The sequence below is a fragment of the Novosphingobium sp. NFX11 genome (assembly GCF_057376415.1).
In genome coordinates this window covers 1431961-1456122 of the sequence record NZ_CP080384.1, presented here as the reverse complement: position 1 = coordinate 1456122, position 24162 = coordinate 1431961, and the positions used below count along the sequence as shown (strand labels likewise).

Sequence of the window (24162 nt, the reverse complement as noted above, 5' to 3'; positions counted from 1 at the left end):
CCCTTTTACGGGTAATCGGGGGCAGACATGGAAGCGAGGACCAGGCGCAGGGTCAGGGACCCGATTGCGACGCGCGAGACGATCCTCGAGGCGGCCAGCAACCTGCTGGCAAAGGACGGGCTTGAGGGGGTCAGCCTCTCAGCCGTGGCGCATCTGGCGGCCGTCAACCGGGGCACAGCCTACCAGCACTTCGAAACGCGCGAGAAGCTGATCGAGGCGACGATCCAGTGGGTCTCGGACAAGCTGTTCCGCGCCGTGTTCGGCGATCCCGAGACGATCGGCGATCGCCGCGTCGAGGAAGTCGACACCGCCGCGCTCACCGACCGCCTGTGCGATTTCGCCATGGAGAACCCGGAAATCTGCCGCGTCTGGCTGCAGCAGGTGCTGGCGTCGCCCGACCCCAGCCAGGACCCGTTCTGGCGCGAGTATGCGGGATCGCTGCAGCGCTTTGCCGATACCAAGCTGGCGATGCCGGGGATCGATGCCGAGGTGTTCTCGGTGATGAACCTTGCCGGCGTGTTCTTCTGGCCGATCTTCGCGCGCGCCCATGCCGCGAACGAGGAGGAGCGCAATGCGCTGACCAAGCGCTTCAGCCACGAGATATTGCGCCTCTCGATGTACGGCTCGATGAACGCCTCGCACTTTCCCGAAGTGGCGGCGCGGCTGGCGGCGGAGGATGGGGCCAAGCGGGACTGAGAGAGGAATCATTCCTCGTCCGTTATCCTCGGTACTCTATCGCCGTCATTGCGAGCATAGCGAAGGGATGGTTGGGTTACCGGCCCCGCACTTCCATTTCGCCTCCGCGATGCCATGTCCCGCCGGCATTGACGCATGGGGTCCGAACCCGTCAGCACGGCAGGCGAGTTCGACCCCGTATCGGGCCGAAGAGGGAGTTCGCCAGAGATGTTTTCCGCCATCGTCATCGACAAGACCGAACAGGGCCAGACCGTCGGCCTGCAGCAGCTCGACGAAAGCGCGTTGCCCGAAGGCGACGTGACCATCGACGTCGCCTACTCGACGCTCAACTTCAAGGACGGCCTCGCGATCACCGGCGCCTCGCCGGTCGTGCGCAAGTTCCCGATGGTGCCCGGCATCGACCTCGTCGGCACTGTGACCGAAAGCAGCCACGGCGAGTGGAAGGCGGGCGACACCGTCGTCCTCAACGGCTGGGGCGTGGGCGAAGTCCACTGGGGCGGTCTTGCACAGAAAGCGCGCCTCAAGGGCGACTGGCTGGTGCCGCTGCCTTCGGCCTTCACCCCGGCACAAGCCATGGCGATCGGCACGGCGGGCTACACGGCGGCGCTGTGCGTCGATGCGCTGGTCGATTTCGGCGTGACCCCGGATCAGGGCGAGGTGCTCGTCACCGGCGCCACCGGCGGCGTCGGCTCGGTCGCCATCGCGATCCTCAAGAAGCTGGGCTATTCGGTCGCCGCGCTGACCGGCAAGCCGGGCGAGGCGGACTATCTCAAGGCGCTCGGCGCCGAAACCATCATCGACCGCGCCGAACTGGCCGAGAAGGGCAAGCCGCTGCAGAAGGAGCGCTGGGCTGGCGTCGTCGATACGGCTGGCAGCTTCACCCTCGCCAATGCCTGCGCGCAGACGAAGTACGGCGGCGCGGTGGCGGCCTGCGGTCTGGCGCAGGGTGCGGACCTTCCGGCGACGGTGATGCCGTTCATCCTGCGCGGCGTGGCACTGCTCGGCATCGACAGCGTCATGGCGCCGAAGGCCAAGCGTCTGAAGGCATGGGACCGTCTGGCGAAGGATCTCGATCCCGCCGCGCTCGACACCATCGGCCAGACCATCGGCCTCGGCGACGCGGTGGAAGCGGCGAAGAAGTTCATGTCGGGCGAGGTCAAGGGCCGCTTCATCGTCGACGTGAACGCCTGACCGTGAAAGGCGGCGGGCCGCGAGCCCGCCGCTTCACCATAATGAAGAGGATGGCATGACGGGTTCGGTCAAGGTGGCGGATGGTCTCTCCGTGGTCCACGGCATTCCGCTCGGCGAGGAGCAGGGCATAGGCGCGCTCACGCTGGGCGGCTACGTGCGCGAAATCGCCGCGCGCTACGGCCCGCGCGAGGCCGCGGTGATCCACCTTGACGCTGACGCAGTGCGCTGGACTTACGACGATCTCTACTCCCGCTCGCTGGAGGTGGCGAAGTCGCTCATCGCGCTGGGGACGGGGAAAGGCACGCGCGTCGGTGTGCTGATGACCAACCGGCCGGAGTTCCTGTCCGCCGTCTTCGGCGCGGCGCTCGCGGGCTGCGTGGCTACGCCGGTCAGCACGTTCTTCACGCCTGCCGAGCTGGAAGTGGTGCTCAAGGCCTCGGGCGTGTCGGTGCTGCTGCTGGAGCGCTCGGTGCTCAGGAAGGACTTCGCCCAAATGCTGGCCGGGCTGGAACCCGAAGTCCTGACCGCCGAGCCCGGCACGCTCGCTTCGCGCAAGTTCCCGTTCCTGCGCTACGCCGCGATGATCGACAGCGAAGAGGCCTTCGGCATGATCGAGGGTTTCGCCGCCTTTGCCGCGCGCGGCCGCAACGTGGCAGAAGACCTCGTCCTTGCGGCGAGCGATGCGGTGGCGCCGTCGGACCCCGGCATCCTGCTGTTCTCCTCGGGCTCGACCGGCAAGGCCAAGGGTATTCTCAGCGCCCACCGCGGCGTGTGCCTGCAGCTCTGGCGCTGGCCGCAGTGGTACGCCATCCGTGACGACCTGCCCGCCCGGACGTGGTCGGCGAACGGCTTCTTCTGGTCGGGCAACTTCGCATCGGCGCTCGGCGGCACGCTCTCGCGCGGAGGCACGCTGGTATTGCAGCGCTGGTTCGACGCGGCCGAGGCACTTGACCTCATGGCGGCGGAGCGGGCCAACATGGCGCTCGCGTGGCCGCATCAGTGGCCGCAGCTGGAGGCCGCGCCGAACTATCGCGACGTCGACCTGTCGTCGCTGGTCTACGTCGATGCGAACATGCCGATCGCCCGTCAGCCCACCGTATCGACCACCTGGCGCGAGCCCGGACAGGCTTACGGCAATACCGAGACATTCACGCTCATCACCGTCTTCCCCGCCGGAACGCCCGAGGCTGTCGCGGGCAAGTCCCACGGGATCCCGACGGCGGGCTCCACGATCAAGATCGTTGATCCGCTCACCGGCGCCACCATGCCGCTGGGTGAACGCGGGGAGATCGCGGTGAAGGGGGCGACGGTGATGCTAGGCTACCTCGGCATTCCGCTGGGCGACTCGACCGATGGAGACGGTTTCCTGCGCACTGCAGACGGGGGCTATGTGGACGCAGAGGGCCGCCTGTTCTGGGAAGGCCGCCTCAACGACATCATCAAGACCGGCGGCGCGAATGTTTCTCCGCTGGAGATCGACGAGGTCATCCGGGCGCATCCGGAAGTGAAGGTCTCGCAGACGGTGGGCGTGCCCGACGAACTGCTAGGCGAACTCGTGGTCTCGTGCATCGTGCCGGTCGAGGGAACCAGCCCCAGTCCCGAGGCGATCCGCGATTTCGCGAAGGAGAAGCTGGCCAGCTACAAGCTGCCCCGCCGCATCCTCTTCGTCGCCGAGGACGATCTCAAGACTACCGGCAGCTCCAAGATCAAGACCGCCGAACTGCGCAAGCTGGCAGCGGAACGGCTGGCGGACGCCTGAGCGGTGGGCGAGCCCGACTTCGCCGACTGGCTCGCCCTCTGCAACCTCAAGGCCGCCTATTGCCGCCTGCTCGACACGAAGGACTGGGAGGGCTGGAAACAGCTTTTCACCGAGGACTGCGTGCTCGACACGACAGCCAGCGGCGGCACCCGGGAGCAGGGCCGCGACCGTTTCGTCGCGCAGGTCAGCGAGGCGCTGGCGAACGCCCGGACCGCGCACCAGATTCATTCGCCCGAGATCGCCATCTTCGGCGACCGGGCGCAAGTAGTATGGGCGATGCAGGACCGGGTCATCAAGGGCGACTTCGCGCTCACCGGCTATGGCCACTATCACGAGATCTGCGTGCGCACGCCCGGAGGGTGGAGAATCGCCGAGCAGGTGCTGACGCGGCTGATCCTTGAGGTCGCGCGGCCTTCCACATGACGTCATCGCTCTGATGTAATCGCTGGGGCGCGTCGTCCGGCGATAGGCGGGGCCAGAGCGAGCCGCTATGGTACTCTCCGAAGCAGCCGACCCTCATGCAGCGGGCGGCGAAGGGAGCGGAGGAAGCGTGGGCAAGACCATCGTCATCACAGGTGCCGGAGCAGGCCTCGGCAAGGCTCTGGCGCAGCGTTTCGCCAGTGAGGGTGAAACCGTGATCCTGCTCGGCCGCACCTTGTCCAAGGTGCAGGCCCTTGCGGACGAACTGGGCGGGCCGGCCCTGGCGATCGAATGCGACGTCGCCGATGCGGGCTCGGTACGCACCGCCTTCGCGCAGATCGCCGAGGCGCATCCGAAGATCGATGTCCTGATCAACAATGCCGGGATCTACGAGCCATTCACCGTGGCCGAGGCGACCGACGAGCAGATCGACGGCATTCTGAACACCAATCTCAAGGGGCCGATCTACTGCTGCCGTGCGGCGATCCCGATGATGGAGAGCGGCGGCCTGATTATCAACGTGGGCAGCGAGTCCGTCGCTGTGCCGTTCGTGATGCTCTCGCTCTACCAGTCGAGCAAGGCGGGGCTGGAGATGTTCACAACCGCGCTGGAGGCGGAACTGGAGGAATCCGGGATCCGCGTCGCCCTGCTGCGCGCCGGGCCGATGTACGATGACGGCAAGTCCTCGCCGAATTGGGACCGCGATGCCGCCATGCGGTTCCACATGGGCTGCGCGAAGAACGGGCTGGACCTGCGCGCGCGGCCGGTTTCGCATTCCGCGTCGCCCACTTCCGTGTTCCGCGCGGTGATCGACCTGCCGCCAGACGTGCGCGTCAGCCACGTCTCGATCGGCGCGCGCAAGATCTGACCATCCGGGCCTGACCCTCTCTTGAAGGACATGACATGACCACTCTTCCCGAAGCCCGGCTCTACATCGACGGCAAGCTGCGCGATGCCACCGGAGGCGCTACTTTCGACGTCATCAGCCCCTGGACCGGCGAGCCCGTCGGCAAGGCGGCTGACGCCACTGCCGCCGACGTGAACGAAGCGATCGCCGCCGCCCGCCGCGCCTTCGACGAGACCGACTGGTCCACCAACGTCGAAAAGCGCGTCGCCTTGGTCAAGAAGTATCGCGAACTGTTCGAGCGTGAACGCCCCCGCCTGGCACAACTGGCGATCCATGAGGCCGGCGCGGCGCAGGGCGCCGTGGGCCGCGCTCATGTCGGCATGGCGATCGACGGCTGGGACGATTACATGGCCGTGTTCGACAAGCTCGAGTGGGAGAAGGACTACGGCGAGAAGCCAGCCTTCGGCATGATCCACAAGCGCCTCGGCGTGCGCGAGGCGGTGGGCGTCGTCGGCGCCATCACGCCGTGGAACGTGCCGCTCTACGTCAACATCGGCAAGGTCGTGGCAGCGCTGCTGGCCGGTTGCACGGTGATCCTCAAGCCGGCGCCGGATACTCCGGGCATGGGCGCGATCTTCGGTGAGCTGGCAGCCGAGGCAGGCTTCCCGGATGGCGTCATCAATGTCGTGTTCGGCGCCGACGCGGCGCTGGCAGGCGAGATGCTGGTTACCGATCCGCGTGTCGACCTGATCTCGTTCACCGGTTCCACCGGCGTCGGCAAGCGCATCATGGAGCAGGGCGCGCCGACGCTGAAGCGGGTGTTCCTCGAACTGGGCGGCAAGTCGGCCAAGATTGTGCTCGACGATGCGCCCAACTTCGCGATGGACGTGGGCATGACCATGCTGGTCTTCCACGCCGGGCAGGGCTGCGCCGTCCATTCGCGCCTGCTGGTTCCGCAGAGCCGCTACGAAGAGGCCAAGGCCATCCTCAAGGGCGCCTACGGCAACTTCGGCGACAACTGGGGAGACGTCGAAAACCCGGCGCACATCATGGGCCCCGTCGTGTCGAAGCGGCAGATGGAGCGGGTGAAGAGCTACATCGACCTAGGCCAGCAGGAAGGCGCGACCTTGCTTGCGGGTGGCAACATCCGTCCGGACAAGGGCGGCGGATATTTCGTGGAGCCGACATGCTTCGTGGACGTTACCAATGACATGCGCATCGCTCAGGAAGAGATCTTCGGCCCCGTTCTGGTCGTCATTCCCTACGAGGACGACGAGGATGCCATCCGCATCGCCAACGAAAGTTCCTACGGCCTTTCGGGCGGCGTCTCGGGCAGCCACGACCGCGCGATCAACATTGCGCGCAAGGTGCGCACCGGTTCGATGAGCGTGAACAACGGCATGTGCATCGCCGGCGACATTCCCTTCGGCGGCTTCAAGGCCAGCGGCATGGGCCGCGAATGGGGTCTGGAAGGCATCGAGGAATTCACCGACGTCAAGCTGCTCGCCTGGCCGGTCGGGCAAGTGGAAGCCGCCTGAGACGCGATGATTAGACGGGTGGGGCCTGAAGAGAGTGTAGAGACCGATCACTTCGCGGGTCTGCCTCAGCCCCTTGCGGCTGCGGTGATCACCGCCTGTGCTGCGGTCAGCCACAATCTCAACGGACAGCGCCTAGGCCGCAAAGGCAGGGTGACGCGTGAGCGCATCCTGGCTGCGGCGATAGAACTGATCGAGGATTCGGAGGAGCCGGTGACGCTCGCCCGCGTAGCGCGGGGGCGTCGCTGGGCATGACCTCGGTTTACAACTACTTCACCGACATGACCGAACTGTTGCTGGCGGTGCTCGACCCGGTCATGGCGACGGCGGAGAACGATTACCTCTCGCTCGCTCGCGAGCGCTGGGCGGACGAGGAACTCTACGCGCGCTGCTATGCCTTCGTGCGCGCCTACCATGGTTTCTGGGCAAGGCATTCACGGCTGCTGCACTTGCGCAATGCGCTGGCTGATCAGCAGGATGCGCGCATGATGGCACATCGTATCCGCAGCAGCCGTCCTATCATCGCGCTGCTCGTGCGGCAGATGAGCGACGAGCCGGTCGGTCTCGGACCCCATACCTCAATGGCAACGATGGTGATGATCGGCATCGAGCGTTCCGTGACACTGGTGACCGACCGCGAACTGCGCAAGCTCGTCGGCATCGAGCCGGAAATGAGCGAGGATCGTTATCTGGTGCCCGGCGCAAGGCTGATGGAATTCGCGATCAGCGATGCGCGCAGATAAATCCTCCCCCACCGGGGAGGAATCGGACCTCACTTGCCCTTGCCGCCAACGCCCTTGAGGTAGGCTTCCATGCCCTCGATGTAGTCGGGGTTCAGCATCAGCGCGCTGTTCGCCATGCGCTCGACATGGCGCGCGGAATCGCGGCCGACTTCGGCGCACAGTTCGATCGCCACCTTGGCGGCGCCCATCTGCTCGCCGTTCTGCTTCGCCAGGTGGCGGCAGAAATCCATCACCTCCGCCTCGAACTCCGCGTCCTCGTAGACCTGATGGATGAGCCCCATGGTGAAGGCCATGTCGGCGCTGGCAGGTTTGTTGGCCATGATCAGCCAGCGCGCCCAGTGCGGCCCGCAGATCCGCGTCAGTCGTGAGACGCCACCCGAAGCGGGCAGAACGCCGAACAATCCTTCCGGGAAGGCATAGGCCGCGCTCTTCGCGGCAAGGCGGAAGTCGCACGAAAGGCTCATCTCCAGCCCGCCACCCACGCACATGGCGTGATGCGCCGCGACGATGGGCTTCTCGACGTGCTCCATCTCGTCCCAGAGCTGCTGCATGTTGTTGAGGTTGAGCCGATGGTTTTCGCGCACCTTGCTGGCGGAGTTCGCCGCGACGTTGGCTTCGGACACGATGTTGCGGTTGCCGCCACGCAAGTCCGCGCCTGAACTGAAGTAGCGCCCGGCCGAGCGGATCAGCATGACCTTGAGGTCCGCCCGTTCGCGTAGCCGCAGCACGGCTTCGGTGAGCAGGTCCATCATCTCGCGGCTGATGGCGTTGAGCTTGTCCGGCCGGTTGAGCGTGGCGACGAGAATGCCGTCGATTTCTTCGGTCAGAAGGTGCGGTGCGTCTTCGGTCATTGTTATCTCCCTCAACCGCGAGTGCGCGGCAGGCCGAGCCCGCGTTCGGCGACCATCGAGCGGTGCACTTCGCTGGTGCCGCCGTAGATCGTCGTGCCCGCCGCGTGACGGTAACACTGGTTGAGCAGCGCGACTGCCCCCTCGCGCTTGGAAAGCGAGAGCGGTGCCGTCAGGTCTAGCAGGTCGCGGCTGTCGCTGAGGAACTTCTCGGAGGAGTACATCTTAGACATGGGCCCGAAGGCATGGTTCGGCTTCTTCTCGATGCTGGACCACTGCGCGCGGTAGGTCAGCATGTCCGATATCCACAAGTGCGCCACGCTGCGGGCAAGGCGGCACTGGGTGCGCACCTCGCCGTCGATGCCGAGTTCGCGGGTCACTTCCTCGGCCGCCTCGATCATGGCCTTCATGACCTTGGAGAAGCCGCCGCCGTGCTCCAGTTCCAGCGCTGCACTCATCGTCTTCGTGCCGCCGTCGATCTCGCCGAGACGCCAGGAATCGGGGATCACCACGCCGTCGTAGAAGGTGATGTTGGTGCGCTCGTCCTGGAAGGTGTGGACGGCCTGCACCGTCACGCCCTCGGTCTTGAGAGGGACGATGAACATCGTCAGGCCCTTGTGCTTCGCCACGTCGGGATTGGTACGCGTGAGCATCAGCACGTAGCTCGAAAGGTTGGCGCCGCTGGTCCACATCTTGGTGCCGTCGATGCGCCAGGAGCCGTCGTCCAGTTGCGTCGCCTTGCACTGTGCGGCGAAGACGTCCGAGCCGCACGAGGGCTCCGAATAGCCCAGCGAGCACAGCACGTCGCCGCCGACGATCCTGGGCAGGACCTCGGCCTTGAGTTCGTCCGACCCGTACTTGTCGATCATCATCGCCACCATCGCCGCGACATTGGCACCCGGCGTGTTGTAGCCCTGCCGCTCCATCTCGCCCATCGCGGCAATGCGTGCGTAAGGAGTGATATTGCGGCCGGAGAGATGCTCGGGCAGGCCGGGGAACAGCAGGTTGTGCTCGGCCAGCATCTTGTGAACCTCAGGCACGTAGCCTTCCCAGGAATAGTGGAACCTGGCCTTCTGTTCCTGCGTAACCTTGGTGGCGAACAACTCGGCGATCTCGGCGCAGACCTGGCGAGCCTCGTCGCCGAGATCGAAATCGAGCGGGACTTCGCCAGAAGCGGGCAGGGCGACCGTCTCTACGGCATAAAGGCGGCGTCCGGCTTCTTCCAGAGCGAGTGCGGGGTCGCCGGCGACCAGTGGCCATGCCTTTGCGCGCAGGTTGTAGAGGTGTACGTCGTATTCGTTCGACAAGCCGTAGCCGCCGAAAGTGTGCAGGCCCTGCGCCACCGATCGTGCCGCAGCATCGCAGGCGTACCAGTAGGCGAGCGAGATCGTGGCGGCGGCCGCGTCGGAGCCGTCGTAGATGTCGCGGATCGCCTTCCAGGCAAGGAACTTGGCGCCATCGACGTCGCACAGCAGGTCGGCGAGGGGATGCGAGATGCCTTGGAAGGTGCCGATGAGCTGGCCGAACGCCTTGCGCTCACCCGCGTAGACGGCTGCCATCTGCAACGCCTGCCGGCCGATGCCGGAGAGCGCGACCGCCATGTAGAGCTTCCACTCCTCCAGCCCGGCGGCGAAGAGGGCTAGCGCCTCCTCGCCGGAGCCGAGCACGATCGTCTCGCCTGCGGCAAGATCGATCTCCGCGATCGGCGTGGTGGCCAGGTTGGCTTCGGCCTTCGCACCCGCAGGTGTTACCAGCACGACATCCCGGCCACGCCGCGCGACGACCGCCTTCGCCACTGCTCCGCCGGCGATCCACTGCTTCGAATGCTGCGCAGCATCCTGCATGGCGATCGTCACGACCGACTCACCGCCGATCGTCGCTTCGAGAAGATCGTCCTGGCCACCAAGCTGAGCGAGCAGGCGTGCCGACACCAGCGTTTCGGCCAGAGGGCCGGAGACGAGCGTGCGCCCGGCCTCCTCCATCAACAGTGCCGCGTCGAACAGGCCCAGGTCCATGCCGCCCGCATCCTCCGGCACGCGCATGGCGAAGGCGCCGAGTTCGGCCAGACCGCTCCACAGCGCCGCATCGAAGCCATCGGTCTCCTGTGCCTTGCGAACGCGCACGGTGCTGGAATGCTCGTCGAGAAAGCGCGCGAATGTGTCGCGCATCATTTCCTGTTCGTCAGTGAGATCGAAGTTCATGGCAGGCTTTCCCGGAGCTTATCGTTTTCCTTCACCATTGGTCCTGAACACAGGTTGGAAGGGCGTTCAATCCGGCCTCGGCGGCAATCGCGGGCACGATGCGGATGACAAGGAACGGGGCAATCGCACAAGCGATGGCTCGGGCTCGCGAGTGGCTAGCGGGGCGTGGGAGCGATAGTCTCGACGGCAATAAGACAAGCGGGGCGAAGCACCGGCGAACGCACTCACGGGAGACGAGAGATGGAAATGAACGACATGGTCATCATCAGCGTCGATGACCACATCAGCGAACCGCCCGACATGTTCCGGAACCACTTGTCCGGCGCACTCCTCGAATCCGCGCCGAAGATGGTCAAGGACGAGAACGGCAAGGACGTCTGGGTCTATCAGGGACAAAGCTTCGCTTCGGTTGCGCTCAATGCCGTGGTGGGGCGGCCCTTCGAGGAATACGGCATGGAGCCGACCTCGCTCGACCAGCTTCGCGAAGGGGTCTACATGGTGGACGAGCGCGTGAAGGACATGGACGTCAACGGCGTTGCGGCCTCGCTCAACTTCGGCTCGGTGTTTGACTTCGCCGGAGGGCGCCTGCACCGGGTGCCCGACCGCGATCTGGCGGTGAAGCACGTCAGCGCCTACAACGATTGGCACATCGACGAATGGTGCGGCGCGCATCCCGGGCGCTTCATACCCTGCGCTATTCTGCCGACCTGGAACATGGACGCCACGATCGCCGAACTGAAGCGCGTGAGCGCCAAGGGCTGCCACACCGTCTCGATCAGCGAGAACCCGACCTGCCAGGGCCTGCCGAGCATCCACAACGAATACTGGAAGCCGTTCTACAAGGCGATCGCCGATCTCGACATGACGATCTGCATCCACATCGGCGGCGGCAATCCGGCGCCGCATGCATCTATGGAGACACCGATTGAGGCATGGATTTCGACGATGCCGATGACGATTGCCTATGCGGCGTCGGACTGGCTGCAACTGGAGGCACTGCACGAGTATCCGGACATGCGCATCGCGCTGTCGGAAGGCTCGATCGGCTGGGTGCCCTACTTCACCGAGCGGGCCGATTTCTCCAACTCGCGCCACAAGTACTGGACGCATTCGCGTTTCCAGGACCTGAAGCCCAGCGAGATGTTCCGGCGTCATTTCCTGAACTGCTTCATCGACGATGCTTTTGGCCTGCAGAACATCGGTTTCATCGGCGAGGACAACATTGCTTACGAATGCGATTATCCGCACTCGGACACGCTCTGGCCCGAGGTGCCGGAGAGGCTTTGGCCGACGATAAATCACCTGACCAACGTGCAGATCGACAAGATCACGCACGGAAATGCCATGCGCTGGTTCCGCTTCGATCCGTTCAAGCATCACGCCAAAGCAGACCTGACCGTCGGCGCTCTGCGGGCCAGGGCAGCGGCACAAGGCGTGGATACAAGCCCGAAGTCCTCGCTCGGCGAGCGTCCGCTGGAGCAAGGCGAAGTGCGGCCGGTCACATCGGGCGACATCATGAAGATGTTCAGGCGCCACGAGGACACCGATCGTCTCGGCCGCATGGCCGGACAGGAGGCGTAAGCAAACGACAAATGTGAGCAAACGACAAGCGTGAAGGGAGGCATCGTCCTGGAGAAAATTCGGGACGATGGATGGCAAACAAAAGAAAAGGCCCCGCGAGACGTGCTCGCGAGGCCCTTTCCCGTTGGGAAGTGTGAATTCAGGCAGCGTGCGAGAACTGCTCCACGCTGGACTGCGGGTGATGGGCCACGGGATCGGGCAGGCACGCGCGCATGGCGTCGCTCAGGCACTGGAACAACGCTTCCGGGTTCACCTTGTCATCCTTGCCGTAAACGATGCTGACGACCAGCGGGTGCCCCTCTGGCTGGCGCGGGACGAGGCCGCTGAGCGCATCGGCGCCCGTGGAGAAGCCGGCCGGTCCGAACAGGTGGCGCGGATCGCGGCAGGCGTCGATGCGGGCCATCATTTCCGAGAAGGCGAACTTGTCCTGCTCCGCCGCTTCGGCGTTGAGGCGGCGCACCATGCCTTCGCAGCGCTGGCGGGTGACGGTGGACAGCATCAGCCAGCCCGGCGCGTTGCGTGCCAGAGGCTCCTTGACGCCGCCAGCCAGTTCGCGGGTGGCAGCGGGCGCGCGCGGCCCATGGCGCCAGTTCACGATCTGCGCGTCGAGACCGACCATCGAGTGCAACGCCACCGAAAGCCCGGTCTGCGCGACGAGGCGGTCCATCAGGCGCACGATGCGGCCGTCACGCACCAGCTCGGGCTGGCCGGAAGTGCCGATCAGCGCCGCGCGAGGGGTAAGGCTGTAGGCGCGTGAGTAGGGATCCTTGTGCAGCAGACCCAGCTCGACGAGGCTCGAAAGCAGTTCCGAGGTACTCGACTGAGGCCGGTTATACCGGCGCACGATATCCATGACGGTCGCTTCGCGGTGCGCGTCGTCGAAGTACTCCAGTACCTCGATCACCCGGCGTGCGATCTTTGCCTTGTTCGATGACGTTGCCTTGCCAGCCATGAGGTCTCTCTCCTTCCCTCTCGCGTGGTTGATGAACTCGATCGTTAGCGTCGAGCTTGCCTCAATCCCCGAGTCGTAATCCCAGATAACTGAGTCATTCTCGTTTTTTGCTGACTTTGGTTAGCATCAACAACGCTGTTCATCAAGCGTCCTTTTTGTATACGAACGTTGAAAGAGAGACGAGCGCGGTTTTCCGCCGGTCGAGCCGAGCTGATGGCGCGGAAAAGGCCGGTAAACTGTGTCGGTCGGTGGAGGGGCTGGTCAATTCAATCAGGGCGGTTCATGCCTGTACGGGACGAACGGAAATCAGCAAGGAGTCATATGGAGAGCCGGGGAATATACGGTTTGACCGTTCCTGCGACTGATTTTGTCTCTGGCGGATTCGTGCTGGTCGAGCCGATAACCTTCATCGATAGCGATAGCTTTTCGCCTGATTTCCACCATCTGGGCCTGCCGCCTTGGCCGGTGATCGCGAAGGGAAAGTGGCACGATGCCTTTGCAAAGTTGGATACTTTCGTCGAGGATGGCTTTGATGCGAGACAAATCCGCAGAGCGGTCGAAGCCCGCCCGATCGCTGCGGCGACTCTGGTGCAACTGCTGCGCCTGCTGCCTTCGCTGAGTCTGGAAGATGGCCTTGTGGCCGAGTCGCTGGCCTATGCCACGCTGCAGGGGAGCAGCGAGCACTGCAAATGGCAGGCGGGGCGAGTGCGGGCGGCGGACGGACGAGCGCCCGGTGCCGTCCTGCTGACTCGCGAAGGTGATGCCGTGACGGTGACGCTCGACCGTCCGGATGCGGGCAATGCGATCGACCGGCCGATGCGTGATGCGCTGCACGAGGCCTTCGCGCTTGCGAACCTCGACACCACGATCACCTCGGTCACGTTGCAGGGGACGGGGCGCTGCTTCAGCCTCGGCGCTGACCTTGACGAGTTCGGCACGACGCTCGACCTGGCGATGGCGCATGCCATCCGGCGTCGCACGTTGCCCGCCAACGAGGCGCTGCGCTGCGCCGATCGCTTTGTGGCCGAGATCGACGGTGCCTGCGTGGGGTCGGGACTCGAACTGGCCGCGTTCGCATCGCGTATCACGGCAACGCGTCGCTCGTGGTTTCAACTGCCGGAACTGGCGATGGGAATCATTCCCGGCGCCGGAGGTTGCGTCTCGCTCACTCGCCGTATCGGGCGTCAGCGGACCGCCCTGATGGTGCTGTCAGGCCGACGCATCAGCGCGCAAAAGGCGCTCGAGTGGGGACTGGTCGATGCGCTGGTGGACTAGGTTTCCGCCTGCGATCACCATTCTTACGTCGCTTTTGTTGAGGCAGGCGCGAACTTCGGACCATGGGCGGTCCATAAGGCACAAGTCGGCCATTGCGCCGACCGCAATGGCGCGTTGGCGTGAGAAGTCGGCCGGTTCCGTTAGATAGAGCGCCAGCGCCTCCTCCGGCGTCAATCCTTCATCGGCACCGATCACTGCCCCGCTCGGGGCGCGGCGGTTGACGGCGGCGGTCATGGATTTCCATGGATCGGCTTCGCCATAAGGTGCGTCGCTCCCTCCGGCGAGGGGCAGGCTTGCGGCGGCCAGGCTGCGCAGGCGATAAAGGTCTGCGTGGTGCCTCGGATCGACGTCTGCCAGATAGCGGTCGCCACGCTCGGCAATGAAATGGGGCTGGACACAGGCTGACAGGCCGAGGTCGCGCATGCGGGAGACGAGATCGGGAGAGGCTACGGACACATGTTCGATCCGGTCGCCGCGGACGCTGCCGGCCACTTCGAGCACGGCGAGTGCGAAGACCAATTCCACCTCGGTCACGCAATGAACTGCGACCGCGCGGTTCTGGGCATGTCCGGAACGCACAAGAGCGACAGCCTCGTCGAAGTCGGGCAAGGCGTTCTCGTGGAGATGCAGCTTGAGCGGGCCGAGAGTGCATCCGGGCGGCAGATGTTCCCCCAGCGCAAGGCTGCCCGCGATCATCGACGACTGCAGGAGGCGCCCGTCACTGCGTTGCTGCGCGAAATGCCTAGCGACGCCGGGATCGTTGCGCGGCGACATGTCGGTTATGCCGGTCACGCCGCAGCGGGCAAGCCGGGCACTGGTCTGCGCGAAATCGGGAAGCGACCCTCCGAGCGTGCGGCTGAGCCATGCGTCCTCTTCGAACAGACGGCCGGTAAAGCGTCCGCCGGCCCTTTCCAGCCCTGGCGGCGCGTCCGCGATCGCAAGCAGTTCCTCCAGCGCGCGCGAGTTGAGCAACCACATTCGCCCGGTGCGATGCTGCATGCGCAGCGGACGATCGGCAACCATGCGGTCCAGCATCGCCGCATCGGGCAACACGCCGTCGAGGACGCTTTCATGGAAGCCGACGCCGCGCAGCCATCCTGTGCCGGGCGCCTGGAGGGCCCGCGCCAATTGTGCCGAAGTCAGGACATCGGGTTGTCCGCAGGAAATCGAGGATTGCTGCGCGGCAAGCGCTGCAAGATGGATGTGGTGATCGTGCAGGCCCGGCAGCAGCAATCCGCCTCGTGCGTCGATGACCTGCTCATCGGAGCGGGGAAGCAGGGTGCCGATCGATGCGATACGCGGGCCTTCGATCCTCACGTCGCCGGGCCCGGTGCCCCATATCTCGGCATTCCGGATCAGCATCGTGCGAAAGCGTTCAGATAATGCGCCGTGTCGGCGCCGATGGGTCGCACGGGTGCGGTCAGTGCGCGCGGGCTCACTGTGGGGAAAGGGGCGCCGATCGCCTGTCCCCATGCACATAGTTCGGCGTCGATCATCGCGCGATCATGCGCCCGTTCCTCGGCGAGTGCCATGGCGCAGATCGCGCTCATCGACAGGCCGATTTGCTGGGCCACGCCGCTGCGCAAGGCGGAAAGCCCTTCGCGCGCGGCGACGATGCCGGTGAGGGGTCGGCAATGGCATCGCCCACGTAGCCGATGCCGCCACCCGCATCGGCCATTGCGCGGGTAAGGCCGCCCGCCACGCCGCAGTCGTTGCCGATGCCCACCCAGTCGGCGGGATCTCCGCTCGCTCCGTGACCCGTGATGGAGAGCCAGACCAGCCCCGGCGTTTCGCGCATCAAGGCTCCCGCATCAATGCCGAGATGCCGCAATGCGCGCGGTCGCGAGGCTTCGATCACGATGTCTGCCCGCCGGATCAGCGCCATGAGGGCCACCTTCTGCGCATCGTCGGTAAAGTCGACGAGGAGGCTGGCCTTGCCTTGGTTGATCCGGTCGAAGGTCTCCGGATCGTCACGACGGATCAGGTCCGGGCGGGTGAGGCTCTCGACTTTCAGAACTTCCATGCCTGCCTGCCAGAACAGGTGGCCCGACAGTGGCCCGGCCCAGATCGCGGAGAGATCTACGACTAGTGGCCGATGCCCTTCCGGCCTGTCGCGGCGTTCGCCGCGCAGCATGACGTCGATTGCGGGCGATGCCGGAGTTTCATCGACACGGGCGACGGGTAGACCGAGCGTGCGCCCGGTCTGCACGAGGTCCCTGGCGTCATGGCGCAGCACGGCTGCAGCAATCGCCTCCCAGTCGCCCGTATCGATCGCAGCATCGCCGAACAGCGCGGGTAACAGCTCGCGGTCCACCTCGCGGATCAGGGTGAGCGCAAACCATTCGCCGTCACGCGCAGGCATGAGCCTGCTGCCGCCTAGCCCGGCCGAGGTGGTGCCCGTGATCGTGTAGCCGCCGTTCGCCCCGCGTTCGCCCATCAATGTGGCACCATCGAGCCTGGGCAGCCCATGCCAAGTCGTCATGGCCTGCAACTGCCGGTCTGCCCACCGCGCGAGCGGGATCGCAGGAGCGGGGGAGTGCGGTCAGCCGGCAAGGACTTCCTTTACCTTACGGCGCAGCAGCTTGCCCATCTCGTTGTAGGGAAGCTCTGCCAAGAAGGCGACTTTCTCCGGCACGCGCGAGGAGCGCAGGCGCGAACGGACGAGGTCCTTCAGTTCGGTTTCGGCTGGAGCCTCGAACCCGTCGCGCGTGACGATGGCAATGCCTACCGCCTCTCCCCATTCGACCGAGGGGATCGCGCAAGCGCAGGCATCGGCGATGGCGGGGTGCGTGAGCAGCACGTCCTCGATCTCGCCCGGCGACATGTTCTCGCCGCCACGCACGATCACGTCGTCGGCGCGGCCGGAAAGGAACAGGTAGCCGTCCTCGTCCATGTAGCCGGCGTCGCGCGTGGGGAACCAGCCTTCTGCATCGAGCGCGCTCTTTTCCTTGTACTCACCGGAGACCTGCTCGCCGCGCACGTAGATCTCGCCAGCCTCGCCGAGTGGCAGGACTTCGCCGCTCTCGCTGCGGATTTCGATCTCGACCGTCGGGATCGGCTTGCCGAGCGAGGTCAGGCGGGCGCGGACTTTCGGATCTTCGGAGGCGAGCGCCTCGCGGTGATCGTCGGGGCCAAGCAGGGCGATGGTGGAACTGGTCTCGGTCAGGCCATAGGCGTTGGTGAAACCCGCTGCCGGGAAACGTTCGAGAGCCTTGTGGATGACCTCCAGCGGCATCTTGCCGCCGCCGTAGGCGATGGCGCGCAAGGATGCGGTCCGGACGACCGCGCCTCCATCCGCAGCCTTTTTGTCCATGGCATCGACGATGCGGGCCAGCATGGTCGGCACGACGAAGGCGTTGGTGATCGCCTCCGCCTCGACGAGGCCCAGCCAGCCCTCGGGCGAGAATGCGGGCAGCATGACGATCTTGCGCTGGGCATATATCGAGGACAGCAGCGCCGAGATTCCCGCGATGTGATAGGGCGGCACGACCACCAGCGCGGCGTCGGCCTCGTCGGCACTGGCGAACTCGACGGTGCCCAGGATATAGCCCAGCAGGTTGGAATGGCGCAGGATTGCCGCCTTGGGCGCTGCCGTGGTGCCGCTGGTGAACAGCTGGATCGCCACGCCCTCACCCGGATCGTACTCGCGTGCATCGTCGGCAGGGACGGTTTCCTGCGCTTTAAGGGTGAATTCCTCGCGCGAAAGGATCGTATGGCCCTGACCCCCTGCTATGCGCGTAACGCGCTCCTCGTCGCCGATGACGAGGGCCGGGGCGATGCGCCCCAGCAGCGCGGCGAGGTCGGCGTCGGGCAGGCGGTAATTGAGCGGGCAGTAGGGCACTCCGGCTAACGCCGCGCCGAAGACCGCGATCACCGCCGCTTCGCTGCTCTCGTCGAGGAGCGCGACATATTCGGCGCCGCTATTCTGAATGATCGAGAAAGCGCCGCGCGCGGCGGCTAGGAGGTCGCCATAAGTCCAGCGCTTGCCGTCGCAGACGAGGCCTACGCGGTCGGGTGCGGCCTCGGCCGCCATTTCGAGAAGGAGAGCGATGTTCATCGGAGCGCCGGTTACCTTGCGTGTCAGTCCGAGGCTGGGAGCGGCTTGGCGTCCTTGACGACGAGCGCCTGCCCATCGACAGAGAGTGAGCCCTTGCCGGGCTTCACGCAGAGCAGTTCGTACTGGCCGGCGGCATCGACATAGCGCTTGCCCATCAATGTGCCGGCCGAGAAGTCGGCGGCGAGGGGGCTGCCTCGGCGGGCTTGGCCTCACCCATCGGCGCGCCGCCGCATTCGATCTGGCCTTCGGCCGCGCGGATCACCATGACTTCGGTGTCGCAAGCGGCGCTTTTCAGGCGGGTTCCAGGCTTCATCTCGGCTTCCTTGTTCTCTTGTGTATCGTATGCTCGGGCCGTGGTGCAGGCAGTCACGGCTCAGGCGATCGCGCCCTTGGCCTTCCATTCCTCGATCCGGTCCCACTCGACGCCCATTTCCATGAGCACGATCTCGGTGTGCTCCGAGGCCTGCGGCGAACGAGTGGTTTCCACCGCCTCCCCGTTCCACTGCACGGGGCCGCGCACCAGCTTGAGCGGGGCCCCGCCGTCAGCGCCTTCCACCTCGATGATCATGTCGTTGGCAAGGGCCTGCTCGTCGGTCAGCAGCTCATGGAAGCTCTGGATCGGCGCCCACTGGCCCGAAAACGTCTTGAGGTGCTGGCGCCAATATTCGAAGGGCTGCGCACCGAAGGCTTTGATGAGGATGTCGCTGGCGGCGCCTGCATTCTCGAACAGCGCGCGCGGTTCGGAGAAACGCGGATCGTCGGCCGCTTCAGGCACGCCGAGGTGCTCGAACAGGCTGCGGATGTGGCCGGTGGGCGAGATCGTGCACAAGTTGATCGTGCCATTGTCGCTCGTCTGATAATTGCCCATGAACGGGTTGCGCGCCGCGCCGCCGGTGCCGGGCATCGGGTTGCGCGTCAGCACGCCGGTCTCGGCCACCTGTGCGATCACCGCGCCCGAAGCCCAGGCAGCGGTGCTCAGCAGCGAGACGTCCAGTTCGACCGCCTCGCCGGTCTTCTCACGGTGGAACAGCGCGGCGGAGATTCCGCCGGCGATGAACATGCCGCCGATCGAATCGCCGAACGCCGGGATGCCCTGAGAGATCGGTCCGGGTAGTTCCTCGGGCGTCATCGAATAGGCGATGCCGCTGCGCGACCAGAAGCAGGTGCCGTCGAAGCCGCCGACCTCACGCTCCGGCCCCTTGTTGCCGAGCGCCGAGCCGCGCGCGTAGATGATGTTGGGATTGACCGCGCGGATGTGCTCGACGTCGAACTTGTTCTTCTGGCGCACCTGCGGGAGGTAGTTGGTCAGGAACACGTCGCATTGCTTCGCCAGTTCGTAGAGCACTTCCTGGCCCTCGGGCGTGGACAGGTCGATGCCGACGCTGCGCTTCCCGCGATTGGGGTGTTCGAACAGCGTGTGGCGCAGCGGGTCGAGCGTGACACCGCCCATGTTGAGGAAGCCGCGCTGGGTGTCACCGCGCACGGGATGCTCGATCTTGATAACGTCCGCGCCCCAGTCGGCAAGGACGCCACCCGCTGCGGGCGTGAAGGTGAACTGCGCCACTTCGAGGACGCGGACGCCCTGCATGACCTTTGTCGACATCTGCTGCCAATCCCCGTGATTTTCTGTCTGGCGCCCGGGTTTTCCGCCGTTTCGCCTGTGGTCCCGGTGTGCGCGTAAAGCCGGGAGGGATCAACCGGGTGGCCCATCGTGCCGACGATCATGCCTGCAAGCGCCCGCTTTCCAAGGGTTTCGGACGGGCCCGCAAGCAGGGCAGTGGAGAATGCCGCAGAGGCGATGATGTTGCTCAAAGCGCTTTTTAAGATGCGAATTTCGCAATTGACCGGGTGTTCAAAAAATACTAACCCAGCTTAGTAAGTAAATAAGTCCGACCGTTCAGGTTCGCAGTTTTCGGAGAAACGCCATGAAGAAGTTCGCCACCCTCGTCGCTATCGCCACCATCGCTTCGGTGCCTGCCGTCGCCTTCGCCGAGACCACCCAGGTCCGCGAAGCCACCGAGGAAGCCGCTGCAGGCGCCGTCTCGGTCAACGCCGGCAAGATGCTCTATGCCGCCGATGGCTACCGCATTGCCCCGATCTATCGCGTTACCGCCGATGGCAACCCGCAGGTCATCCTCAATGGTCGTCTCGTGACTGTTCCGGCCTCCAGCCTCAGTGACAACAGCGGCAAGGTGACTACTTCGATGTCGAAGAAGGAACTTGCTGCCGCGAAGTAAGTTTTCGCGATACTCTCAAGAAGAAGAGGGCGGCGCCGGATGGCGTCGCCCTCTTTTTGGGATGGGTGGCAGGTAGCTCCGCTTGCTCGACGAAGCAGGGTGGCGAAAGGCCCTCAGCCCCGGCTGACGTTCTCGTAGATGCGCGTCATGAAATCGAGGAGCGTATCGACCTCTTCCTCGGAGAATCCGGCAAACATCTTCTGCTCGCTCTCGGTGGCGATGGTACCGAGCTTCTCGAGGAGCGGTTGCGCCTGTTCCGTCAGGTAGACGGCGCGGGCGCGGCGGTCGTCGCGGCGGTCGCGACGTTCCAGCAACCCCTCGGCGCAGAGGCGGTCGATCAGGCGACCGGCGGATGCTTCCGACATCTCCAGGTATTCCGCGACGGTCCGTTGCGTCGAGCCGGGATAGCGCGCCACGATCGCAATCATCGCCCACTGCGAGCGCGTCACGTTGAGCGCGGCGACCTTGCGGTCGAAATTGTTGCGTTGGAGCCGCGACACGATGGTCATGCGCAGCCCGACCTGCCGCGTAGGGCTCTCGTCGCGCATGTTGAAGGGGTTGCTGATCGTTCCCATCGGCTTTTCGTCGGCTTCGGTCGCCACTAGGTGCTCCTTGTACTGCGCCTTCAGACGCGCTCGATGATTATGGCAGGGGCCATGCCGCCCGCCGCGCACATCGTGATGAGACCGTAACGCCCGCCGGTGCGCTCGAGTTCGTCGAGAGCAGTGCCGATCAGCATGGCGCCGGTGCCGCCGATCGGGTGGCCGAGCGCGATCGACCCGCCATTGGGATTGACCTTGGCGCGGTCGAGGTCAAGGTCGCGGATGAACTTCTCGACGACGACGGCGAATGCCTCGTTCACTTCGAAGACGTCGATATCGTCGGTAGTGAGCCCCGCCTTGGCGAGCACCTTGCGCGCCGCGGGCACAGGGCCGTTGAGCATGAGGGTCGGACAGTCGCCCGTCTCCGCCATTGCGACGATGCGGGCACGCGGCTTCAGGCCGTGTGCCTCTGCGTACTCCTTCGACGCCAGCAGGATCGCCGAGGCACCATCGACCACACCCGAGGAGATGCCGACGTGATGGATCGGCTTGATCTCGATCTCGGGATAGACCTGGTTGATCAATTCGCCGTAAGTCTTCCCGCCGGGCGCGGACGGCATGTTCAGGAACATTTCGAAAGCCGGCTTGAGCTGGGCGAGGCTTTCGGCGGTGGTTTCCGGGCGAGGGTACTCCTCGTGGTCGAGGATGACTTTGCCCTCGTCGTCCTTCACGACGATCGTGGACTTGTCGAAACGCCCTTCCGCCAGGGCGACGGCGGCCCGGCGTTGGCTCTCGACACCGAGTGCTTCGAGTTCCTCGCGGGTGATGCCTTCCATCGCGGCGATCGCGTCGGCGCAGACGCCTTGGTTCGACTGCGGGTGCCTGGCCTGCAGGCGCGTATTGCCTGCCCCCATGCCGGCACTGCCGACCCCGGCCTCGCGCATCTTCATACCGTACATATTGGCGTAGGAGAGCATGTCCATGCCGCCGGCCACCATGAGGTCGGCCATGCCCGACTTGATCATTGCCGCTGAGAGGCTGGTGGCGGTGAGGCTCGATCCGCAGAAGCGGTTGAGTGTGACGCCGCCCGCCTTCACGTCGTAACCGGCGTCCAGTGCCGCCATGCGCCCGATGTCGCCCGCCTGCAGTCCCAGTGCGGCCGAGACGCCCCAGATCACGTCGTCGACGTCCGCGGTTTCGAGCCCGTTGCGATCCTTGAGCGCGGCGAGGACCGTTGCCGAAAGATGTTCGGGATGCATCTGCGACAACGCGCCCTTGCCCATCTTGCCGATCCCGCGAGGGGTGCGCACGGCGTCGATGATATAGGCCTCGGTCAAGACAGGTCTCCTCGCGTTCCTTCGCGCAGCAAAGCGCGGTTTTTCGCGTGATGCGGGCCTGCTGCCCGATTTGCAATCTAGGTAGCGGGCGCTATCGCCGCAGCGATTGCTGACTATGGTTAGTATGTCGGAATTGTGTTCGCTTGCGTCAATGGATCGTCTTCGCGATGGGCAGGTTGACGGCTGCGCCGGTGCGTTCAACATCGGCGGACAGACATAACAACAGGGGATGAGCAGCCATGGCGACGGCGCAGGATGAGGAGGCAGGCGGCGCCTTCGCACCGCTTCGCGAACGTACGTTCCGCAATATCTGGACCGCCAGCCTGTTCTCCAACTTCGGACAGCTCTTTCTGGGCGTCGGCGCGCAATGGGAGATGACGCGGCTGAGCAATTCGGCGAGCATGGTCGCGCTGGTGCAGACGGCGATGATGATCCCGCTGATGCTGGTGACGCTTCCGGCCGGCGCCATCGCCGACATGTTCGATCGCCGCCGGATCGCCATGACCGGCCTTACGTTCAGCGCGGTGAGCGCGGCGGTGCTCGCAGCGGTGACCTTTGCAGGACTGACGACGCCCGGAATGCTGCTGGCGTTCTGCATCCTGATCGGCGCGGGCGTGGCGCTGTTCTCGCCTTCGTGGCAGGCATCGATCCCGGAGCAGGTCTCGCGCTCTCACCTGCCTGCCGCTGTAGCGCTGGGGACGATTAGCTACAATGTCGCGCGCAGCTTCGGTCCCGCATTGGGCGGCCTGATCGTGGTGCTCTACGGCGTGAAGGTCGTGTTTGGCATGACCGCACTGCTCTACCTGCCGCTGCTGACGGCGTTCTTCCTGTGGCGGCGGACTCATGTGCCTTCGCGGCTGCCGCCCGAACGGATAGACCGGGCGATCCTGACCGGCGCGCGCTATGCGCTGCATGCGCCCGCAGTGCGTACTGCGCTGCTGCGTGTACTGGGATTCGGGCTGAGTACGGCTACGGCTTCCGCGCTTGCCCCGTTGATTGCAAAGGATTTGCTGCACGGAAATGCTGCAACGTTCGGTATCCTGCTTGGCGCTCAAGGCGTTGGCGCGGTGGGCGGCGCGCTGTTCGTCAGCCAGATCCGGGCGATGATCTCTACCGAGTGGGCGGTGAGGCTGTTCGCGATCATGAGCGGGGCGGCGCTGGTGGCGATCGGGTTCAGTCACTCGCTTACGGTCACATGCCTCGCGTTCCTTTTGGTGGGCGCGGGCAATATCCTGACTATCGCGATGCTGAACGTGACAGTGCAACTGTCGGCCCCGCGATGGGTGACGGCGCGGGCGCTGTCACTGTTCTCCTCCGCGATCACAGCGGGGATCGGCGTCGGCGCCTGGGGTTGGGGCGTGGTCGCCGCGCGGCATGACGTGGCCTTCGCGCTGGTGGCCTCTGGCATGGCCGTTGCCGCGACGGCGCTCCTCGGTACGATATTGCCAATTCGGGAGGATCCCGAGGCCGATATGGATTCGGTCGAGATCGGCCATGAGCCCTCAGCCGCGCTGCCGCTGACCTTGCGGTCCGGGCCGCTGGTCGTCGAGGTTGAATACGACGTCGATCCCGGGCAGGCCCGCGAGTTCTACGAAGTCATGATGACGATGCAGAAAGTGCGCAAGCGCAACGGCGGCTTCGACTGGACGATCTCGCGCGACATCGAAAACCCGGCCCTCTGGACCGAGCGATACCACTGCCCGACCTGGGGAGACTACCTGCGCATGCGCGGCCGCTACACCCAGAGCGATTTCGACATCCAGGCACAGGCGGACGGCTTCAACCGCAGCAATCATGGCCGCCGGGTGCGTCGTCTTCTCGAAAGGCCCTTCGGTTCGGTGCGCTGGAAGGCGGAGTCCTTCGATCCGCGACAGGAGACGATCGGCTACATCACGCCGGGAACCTGATGTCGCGTGAAATCTGCCAGCGCGATATATAAGC

At 65.1% G+C, this 24162-nt stretch carries 24 protein-coding genes; 12 read left to right on the top strand and 12 right to left on the bottom strand.

Going from position 1 to position 24162, the window contains the following annotated elements:
* The first annotated feature begins 27 nt into the window (after window positions 1–27).
* From KZO24_RS07410 to KZO24_RS07375, 8 genes are all read left to right on the top strand, one after another.
* Window positions 28–696, top strand: coding sequence for a TetR/AcrR family transcriptional regulator (locus KZO24_RS07410; RefSeq protein WP_271183476.1), 669 nt, complete (start codon window positions 28–30; stop codon window positions 694–696).
* Between the two features lie 207 nt (window positions 697–903).
* The gene (gene acuI, locus KZO24_RS07405) at window positions 904–1887 is read left to right on the top strand and encodes an acrylyl-CoA reductase (NADPH) (protein ID WP_271183475.1); all 984 of its coding nucleotides are present in this window, start codon (window positions 904–906) and stop codon (window positions 1885–1887) included.
* Between the two features lie 55 nt (window positions 1888–1942).
* Window positions 1943–3646 carry a class I adenylate-forming enzyme family protein gene (locus tag KZO24_RS07400; protein WP_486487051.1) on the top strand — a complete coding sequence of 568 codons (1704 nt, stop codon included), beginning with the start codon at window positions 1943–1945 and terminating at the stop codon, window positions 3644–3646.
* A 3-nt stretch (window positions 3647–3649) separates the two neighbouring features.
* On the top strand, window positions 3650–4069 hold the full coding sequence (locus KZO24_RS07395; RefSeq protein WP_271183473.1) for a nuclear transport factor 2 family protein: 420 nt from the start codon (window positions 3650–3652) through the stop codon (window positions 4067–4069).
* Between the two features lie 127 nt (window positions 4070–4196).
* Entirely contained in the window at window positions 4197–4934 is a 738-nt protein-coding gene (locus KZO24_RS07390) for an SDR family oxidoreductase (protein ID WP_271183472.1), read from the top strand.
* Window positions 4935–4969: 35 nt separating this feature from the next.
* Window positions 4970–6451: an aldehyde dehydrogenase family protein gene (locus tag KZO24_RS07385; protein WP_271183471.1), complete on the top strand. Its 1482-nt coding sequence runs from the start codon at window positions 4970–4972 to the stop codon at window positions 6449–6451.
* 18 nt (window positions 6452–6469) lie between these two features.
* Window positions 6470–6703, top strand: a complete 234-nt coding sequence (locus KZO24_RS07380; protein ID WP_486487050.1) for a hypothetical protein — start codon at window positions 6470–6472, stop codon at window positions 6701–6703.
* Window positions 6700–7191, top strand: coding sequence for a hypothetical protein (locus tag KZO24_RS07375; protein ID WP_486487049.1), 492 nt, complete (start codon window positions 6700–6702; stop codon window positions 7189–7191). Before KZO24_RS07380 ends, KZO24_RS07375 begins: the two co-directional genes overlap by 4 nt.
* A 29-nt stretch (window positions 7192–7220) precedes the next feature.
* Here KZO24_RS07375 and KZO24_RS07370 read toward each other — a convergent pair whose 3' ends face one another.
* Window positions 7221–8042 (bottom strand): enoyl-CoA hydratase/isomerase family protein, encoded by an 822-nt coding sequence (locus KZO24_RS07370; protein ID WP_271183469.1) that lies wholly within the window; start codon window positions 8040–8042, stop codon window positions 7221–7223.
* A gap of 11 nt (window positions 8043–8053) precedes the next feature.
* Window positions 8054–10240: an acyl-CoA dehydrogenase family protein gene (locus tag KZO24_RS07365; RefSeq protein WP_486487048.1), complete on the bottom strand. Its 2187-nt coding sequence runs from the start codon at window positions 10238–10240 to the stop codon at window positions 8054–8056.
* Window positions 10241–10480: 240 nt separating this feature from the next.
* On the opposite strand from KZO24_RS07365, the gene KZO24_RS07360 reads away from it, so the two are divergent.
* Complete coding sequence (locus KZO24_RS07360) at window positions 10481–11821, top strand: amidohydrolase family protein (protein WP_271183467.1); 1341 nt, start codon at window positions 10481–10483, stop codon at window positions 11819–11821.
* A gap of 139 nt (window positions 11822–11960) precedes the next feature.
* Here KZO24_RS07360 and KZO24_RS07355 read toward each other — a convergent pair whose 3' ends face one another.
* Window positions 11961–12773: a helix-turn-helix domain-containing protein gene (locus KZO24_RS07355; RefSeq protein WP_271183466.1), complete on the bottom strand. Its 813-nt coding sequence runs from the start codon at window positions 12771–12773 to the stop codon at window positions 11961–11963.
* Window positions 12774–13094: 321 nt separating this feature from the next.
* On the opposite strand from KZO24_RS07355, the gene KZO24_RS07350 reads away from it, so the two are divergent.
* Window positions 13095–14048, top strand: a complete 954-nt coding sequence (locus tag KZO24_RS07350; RefSeq protein WP_486487047.1) for an enoyl-CoA hydratase/isomerase family protein — start codon at window positions 13095–13097, stop codon at window positions 14046–14048.
* On the opposite strand, the gene KZO24_RS07345 is transcribed toward KZO24_RS07350, so the two are convergent.
* Genes KZO24_RS07345 through KZO24_RS07315 form a run of 7 tightly spaced genes read right to left on the bottom strand, consistent with a single transcriptional unit; the run spans window position 13983 to window position 19708 of the window.
* Window positions 13983–15410: an amidohydrolase family protein gene (locus tag KZO24_RS07345; protein ID WP_271183464.1), complete on the bottom strand. Its 1428-nt coding sequence runs from the start codon at window positions 15408–15410 to the stop codon at window positions 13983–13985. The genes KZO24_RS07350 and KZO24_RS07345 overlap by 66 nt on opposite strands.
* Entirely contained in the window at window positions 15404–15622 is a 219-nt protein-coding gene (locus tag KZO24_RS07340) for a hypothetical protein (RefSeq protein WP_486487046.1), read from the bottom strand. The genes KZO24_RS07345 and KZO24_RS07340 overlap by 7 nt, the downstream gene beginning before the upstream one ends.
* A complete protein-coding gene (locus tag KZO24_RS07335) occupies window positions 15595–16530 on the bottom strand; it encodes a CoA transferase (protein WP_486487045.1) in 936 nt (311 codons plus the stop codon). Before KZO24_RS07335 ends, KZO24_RS07340 begins: the two co-directional genes overlap by 28 nt.
* A 60-nt stretch (window positions 16531–16590) precedes the next feature.
* Window positions 16591–18105, bottom strand: coding sequence for a class I adenylate-forming enzyme family protein (locus KZO24_RS07330; protein WP_271183462.1), 1515 nt, complete (start codon window positions 18103–18105; stop codon window positions 16591–16593).
* Window positions 18106–18128: 23 nt separating this feature from the next.
* On the bottom strand, window positions 18129–18260 hold the full coding sequence (locus KZO24_RS07325; protein WP_379525543.1) for a hypothetical protein: 132 nt from the start codon (window positions 18258–18260) through the stop codon (window positions 18129–18131).
* On the bottom strand, window positions 18260–18418 hold the full coding sequence (locus tag KZO24_RS07320; RefSeq protein ID WP_486487044.1) for a hypothetical protein: 159 nt from the start codon (window positions 18416–18418) through the stop codon (window positions 18260–18262). Before KZO24_RS07320 ends, KZO24_RS07325 begins: the two co-directional genes overlap by 1 nt.
* A 60-nt stretch (window positions 18419–18478) precedes the next feature.
* A complete protein-coding gene (locus KZO24_RS07315) occupies window positions 18479–19708 on the bottom strand; it encodes a CaiB/BaiF CoA transferase family protein (protein WP_271183460.1) in 1230 nt (409 codons plus the stop codon).
* A 322-nt stretch (window positions 19709–20030) separates the two neighbouring features.
* On the opposite strand from KZO24_RS07315, the gene KZO24_RS07310 reads away from it, so the two are divergent.
* Complete coding sequence (locus KZO24_RS07310; protein WP_271183459.1) at window positions 20031–20342, top strand: hypothetical protein; 312 nt, start codon at window positions 20031–20033, stop codon at window positions 20340–20342.
* Between the two features lie 113 nt (window positions 20343–20455).
* On the opposite strand, the gene KZO24_RS07305 is transcribed toward KZO24_RS07310, so the two are convergent.
* Complete coding sequence (locus tag KZO24_RS07305; protein WP_271183458.1) at window positions 20456–20944, bottom strand: MarR family winged helix-turn-helix transcriptional regulator; 489 nt, start codon at window positions 20942–20944, stop codon at window positions 20456–20458.
* A 23-nt stretch (window positions 20945–20967) separates the two neighbouring features.
* The gene (locus KZO24_RS07300; RefSeq protein ID WP_271183457.1) at window positions 20968–22221 is read right to left on the bottom strand and encodes an acetyl-CoA C-acetyltransferase; all 1254 of its coding nucleotides are present in this window, start codon (window positions 22219–22221) and stop codon (window positions 20968–20970) included.
* Window positions 22222–22460: 239 nt separating this feature from the next.
* Here KZO24_RS07300 and KZO24_RS07295 point away from each other — a divergent pair, with 239 nt between their 5' ends.
* The gene (locus tag KZO24_RS07295) at window positions 22461–24128 is read left to right on the top strand and encodes an MFS transporter (RefSeq protein WP_271183456.1); all 1668 of its coding nucleotides are present in this window, start codon (window positions 22461–22463) and stop codon (window positions 24126–24128) included.
* Window positions 24129–24162: the final 34 nt, after the last annotated feature.

Bases quoted from the DNA above. Each gene is read 5' to 3' on its own strand.
- KZO24_RS07410 (WP_271183476.1), top strand. From the start codon at position 28: ATGGAAGCGAGGACCAGGCGCAGGGTCAGGGACCCGATTGCGACGCGC.
- acuI (WP_271183475.1), top strand. From the start codon at position 904: ATGTTTTCCGCCATCGTCATCGACAAGACCGAACAGGGCCAGACCGTC.
- KZO24_RS07400 (WP_486487051.1), top strand. From the start codon at position 1,943: ATGACGGGTTCGGTCAAGGTGGCGGATGGTCTCTCCGTGGTCCACGGC.
- KZO24_RS07385 (WP_271183471.1), top strand. From the start codon at position 4,970: ATGACCACTCTTCCCGAAGCCCGGCTCTACATCGACGGCAAGCTGCGC.
- KZO24_RS07375 (WP_486487049.1), top strand. From the start codon at position 6,700: ATGACCTCGGTTTACAACTACTTCACCGACATGACCGAACTGTTGCTG.
- KZO24_RS07370 (WP_271183469.1), bottom strand. From the start codon at position 8,042: ATGACCGAAGACGCACCGCACCTTCTGACCGAAGAAATCGACGGCATT.
- KZO24_RS07365 (WP_486487048.1), bottom strand. From the start codon at position 10,240: ATGAACTTCGATCTCACTGACGAACAGGAAATGATGCGCGACACATTC.
- KZO24_RS07360 (WP_271183467.1), top strand. From the start codon at position 10,481: ATGGAAATGAACGACATGGTCATCATCAGCGTCGATGACCACATCAGC.
- KZO24_RS07355 (WP_271183466.1), bottom strand. From the start codon at position 12,773: ATGGCTGGCAAGGCAACGTCATCGAACAAGGCAAAGATCGCACGCCGG.
- KZO24_RS07350 (WP_486487047.1), top strand. From the start codon at position 13,095: ATGGAGAGCCGGGGAATATACGGTTTGACCGTTCCTGCGACTGATTTT.
- KZO24_RS07345 (WP_271183464.1), bottom strand. From the start codon at position 15,410: ATGCTGATCCGGAATGCCGAGATATGGGGCACCGGGCCCGGCGACGTG.
- KZO24_RS07335 (WP_486487045.1), bottom strand. From the start codon at position 16,530: ATGACGACTTGGCATGGGCTGCCCAGGCTCGATGGTGCCACATTGATG.
- KZO24_RS07330 (WP_271183462.1), bottom strand. From the start codon at position 18,105: ATGAACATCGCTCTCCTTCTCGAAATGGCGGCCGAGGCCGCACCCGAC.
- KZO24_RS07325 (WP_379525543.1), bottom strand. From the start codon at position 18,260: ATGGGCAAGCGCTATGTCGATGCCGCCGGCCAGTACGAACTGCTCTGC.
- KZO24_RS07320 (WP_486487044.1), bottom strand. From the start codon at position 18,418: ATGAAGCCTGGAACCCGCCTGAAAAGCGCCGCTTGCGACACCGAAGTC.
- KZO24_RS07315 (WP_271183460.1), bottom strand. From the start codon at position 19,708: ATGTCGACAAAGGTCATGCAGGGCGTCCGCGTCCTCGAAGTGGCGCAG.
- KZO24_RS07310 (WP_271183459.1), top strand. From the start codon at position 20,031: ATGAAGAAGTTCGCCACCCTCGTCGCTATCGCCACCATCGCTTCGGTG.
- KZO24_RS07295 (WP_271183456.1), top strand. From the start codon at position 22,461: ATGGCGACGGCGCAGGATGAGGAGGCAGGCGGCGCCTTCGCACCGCTT.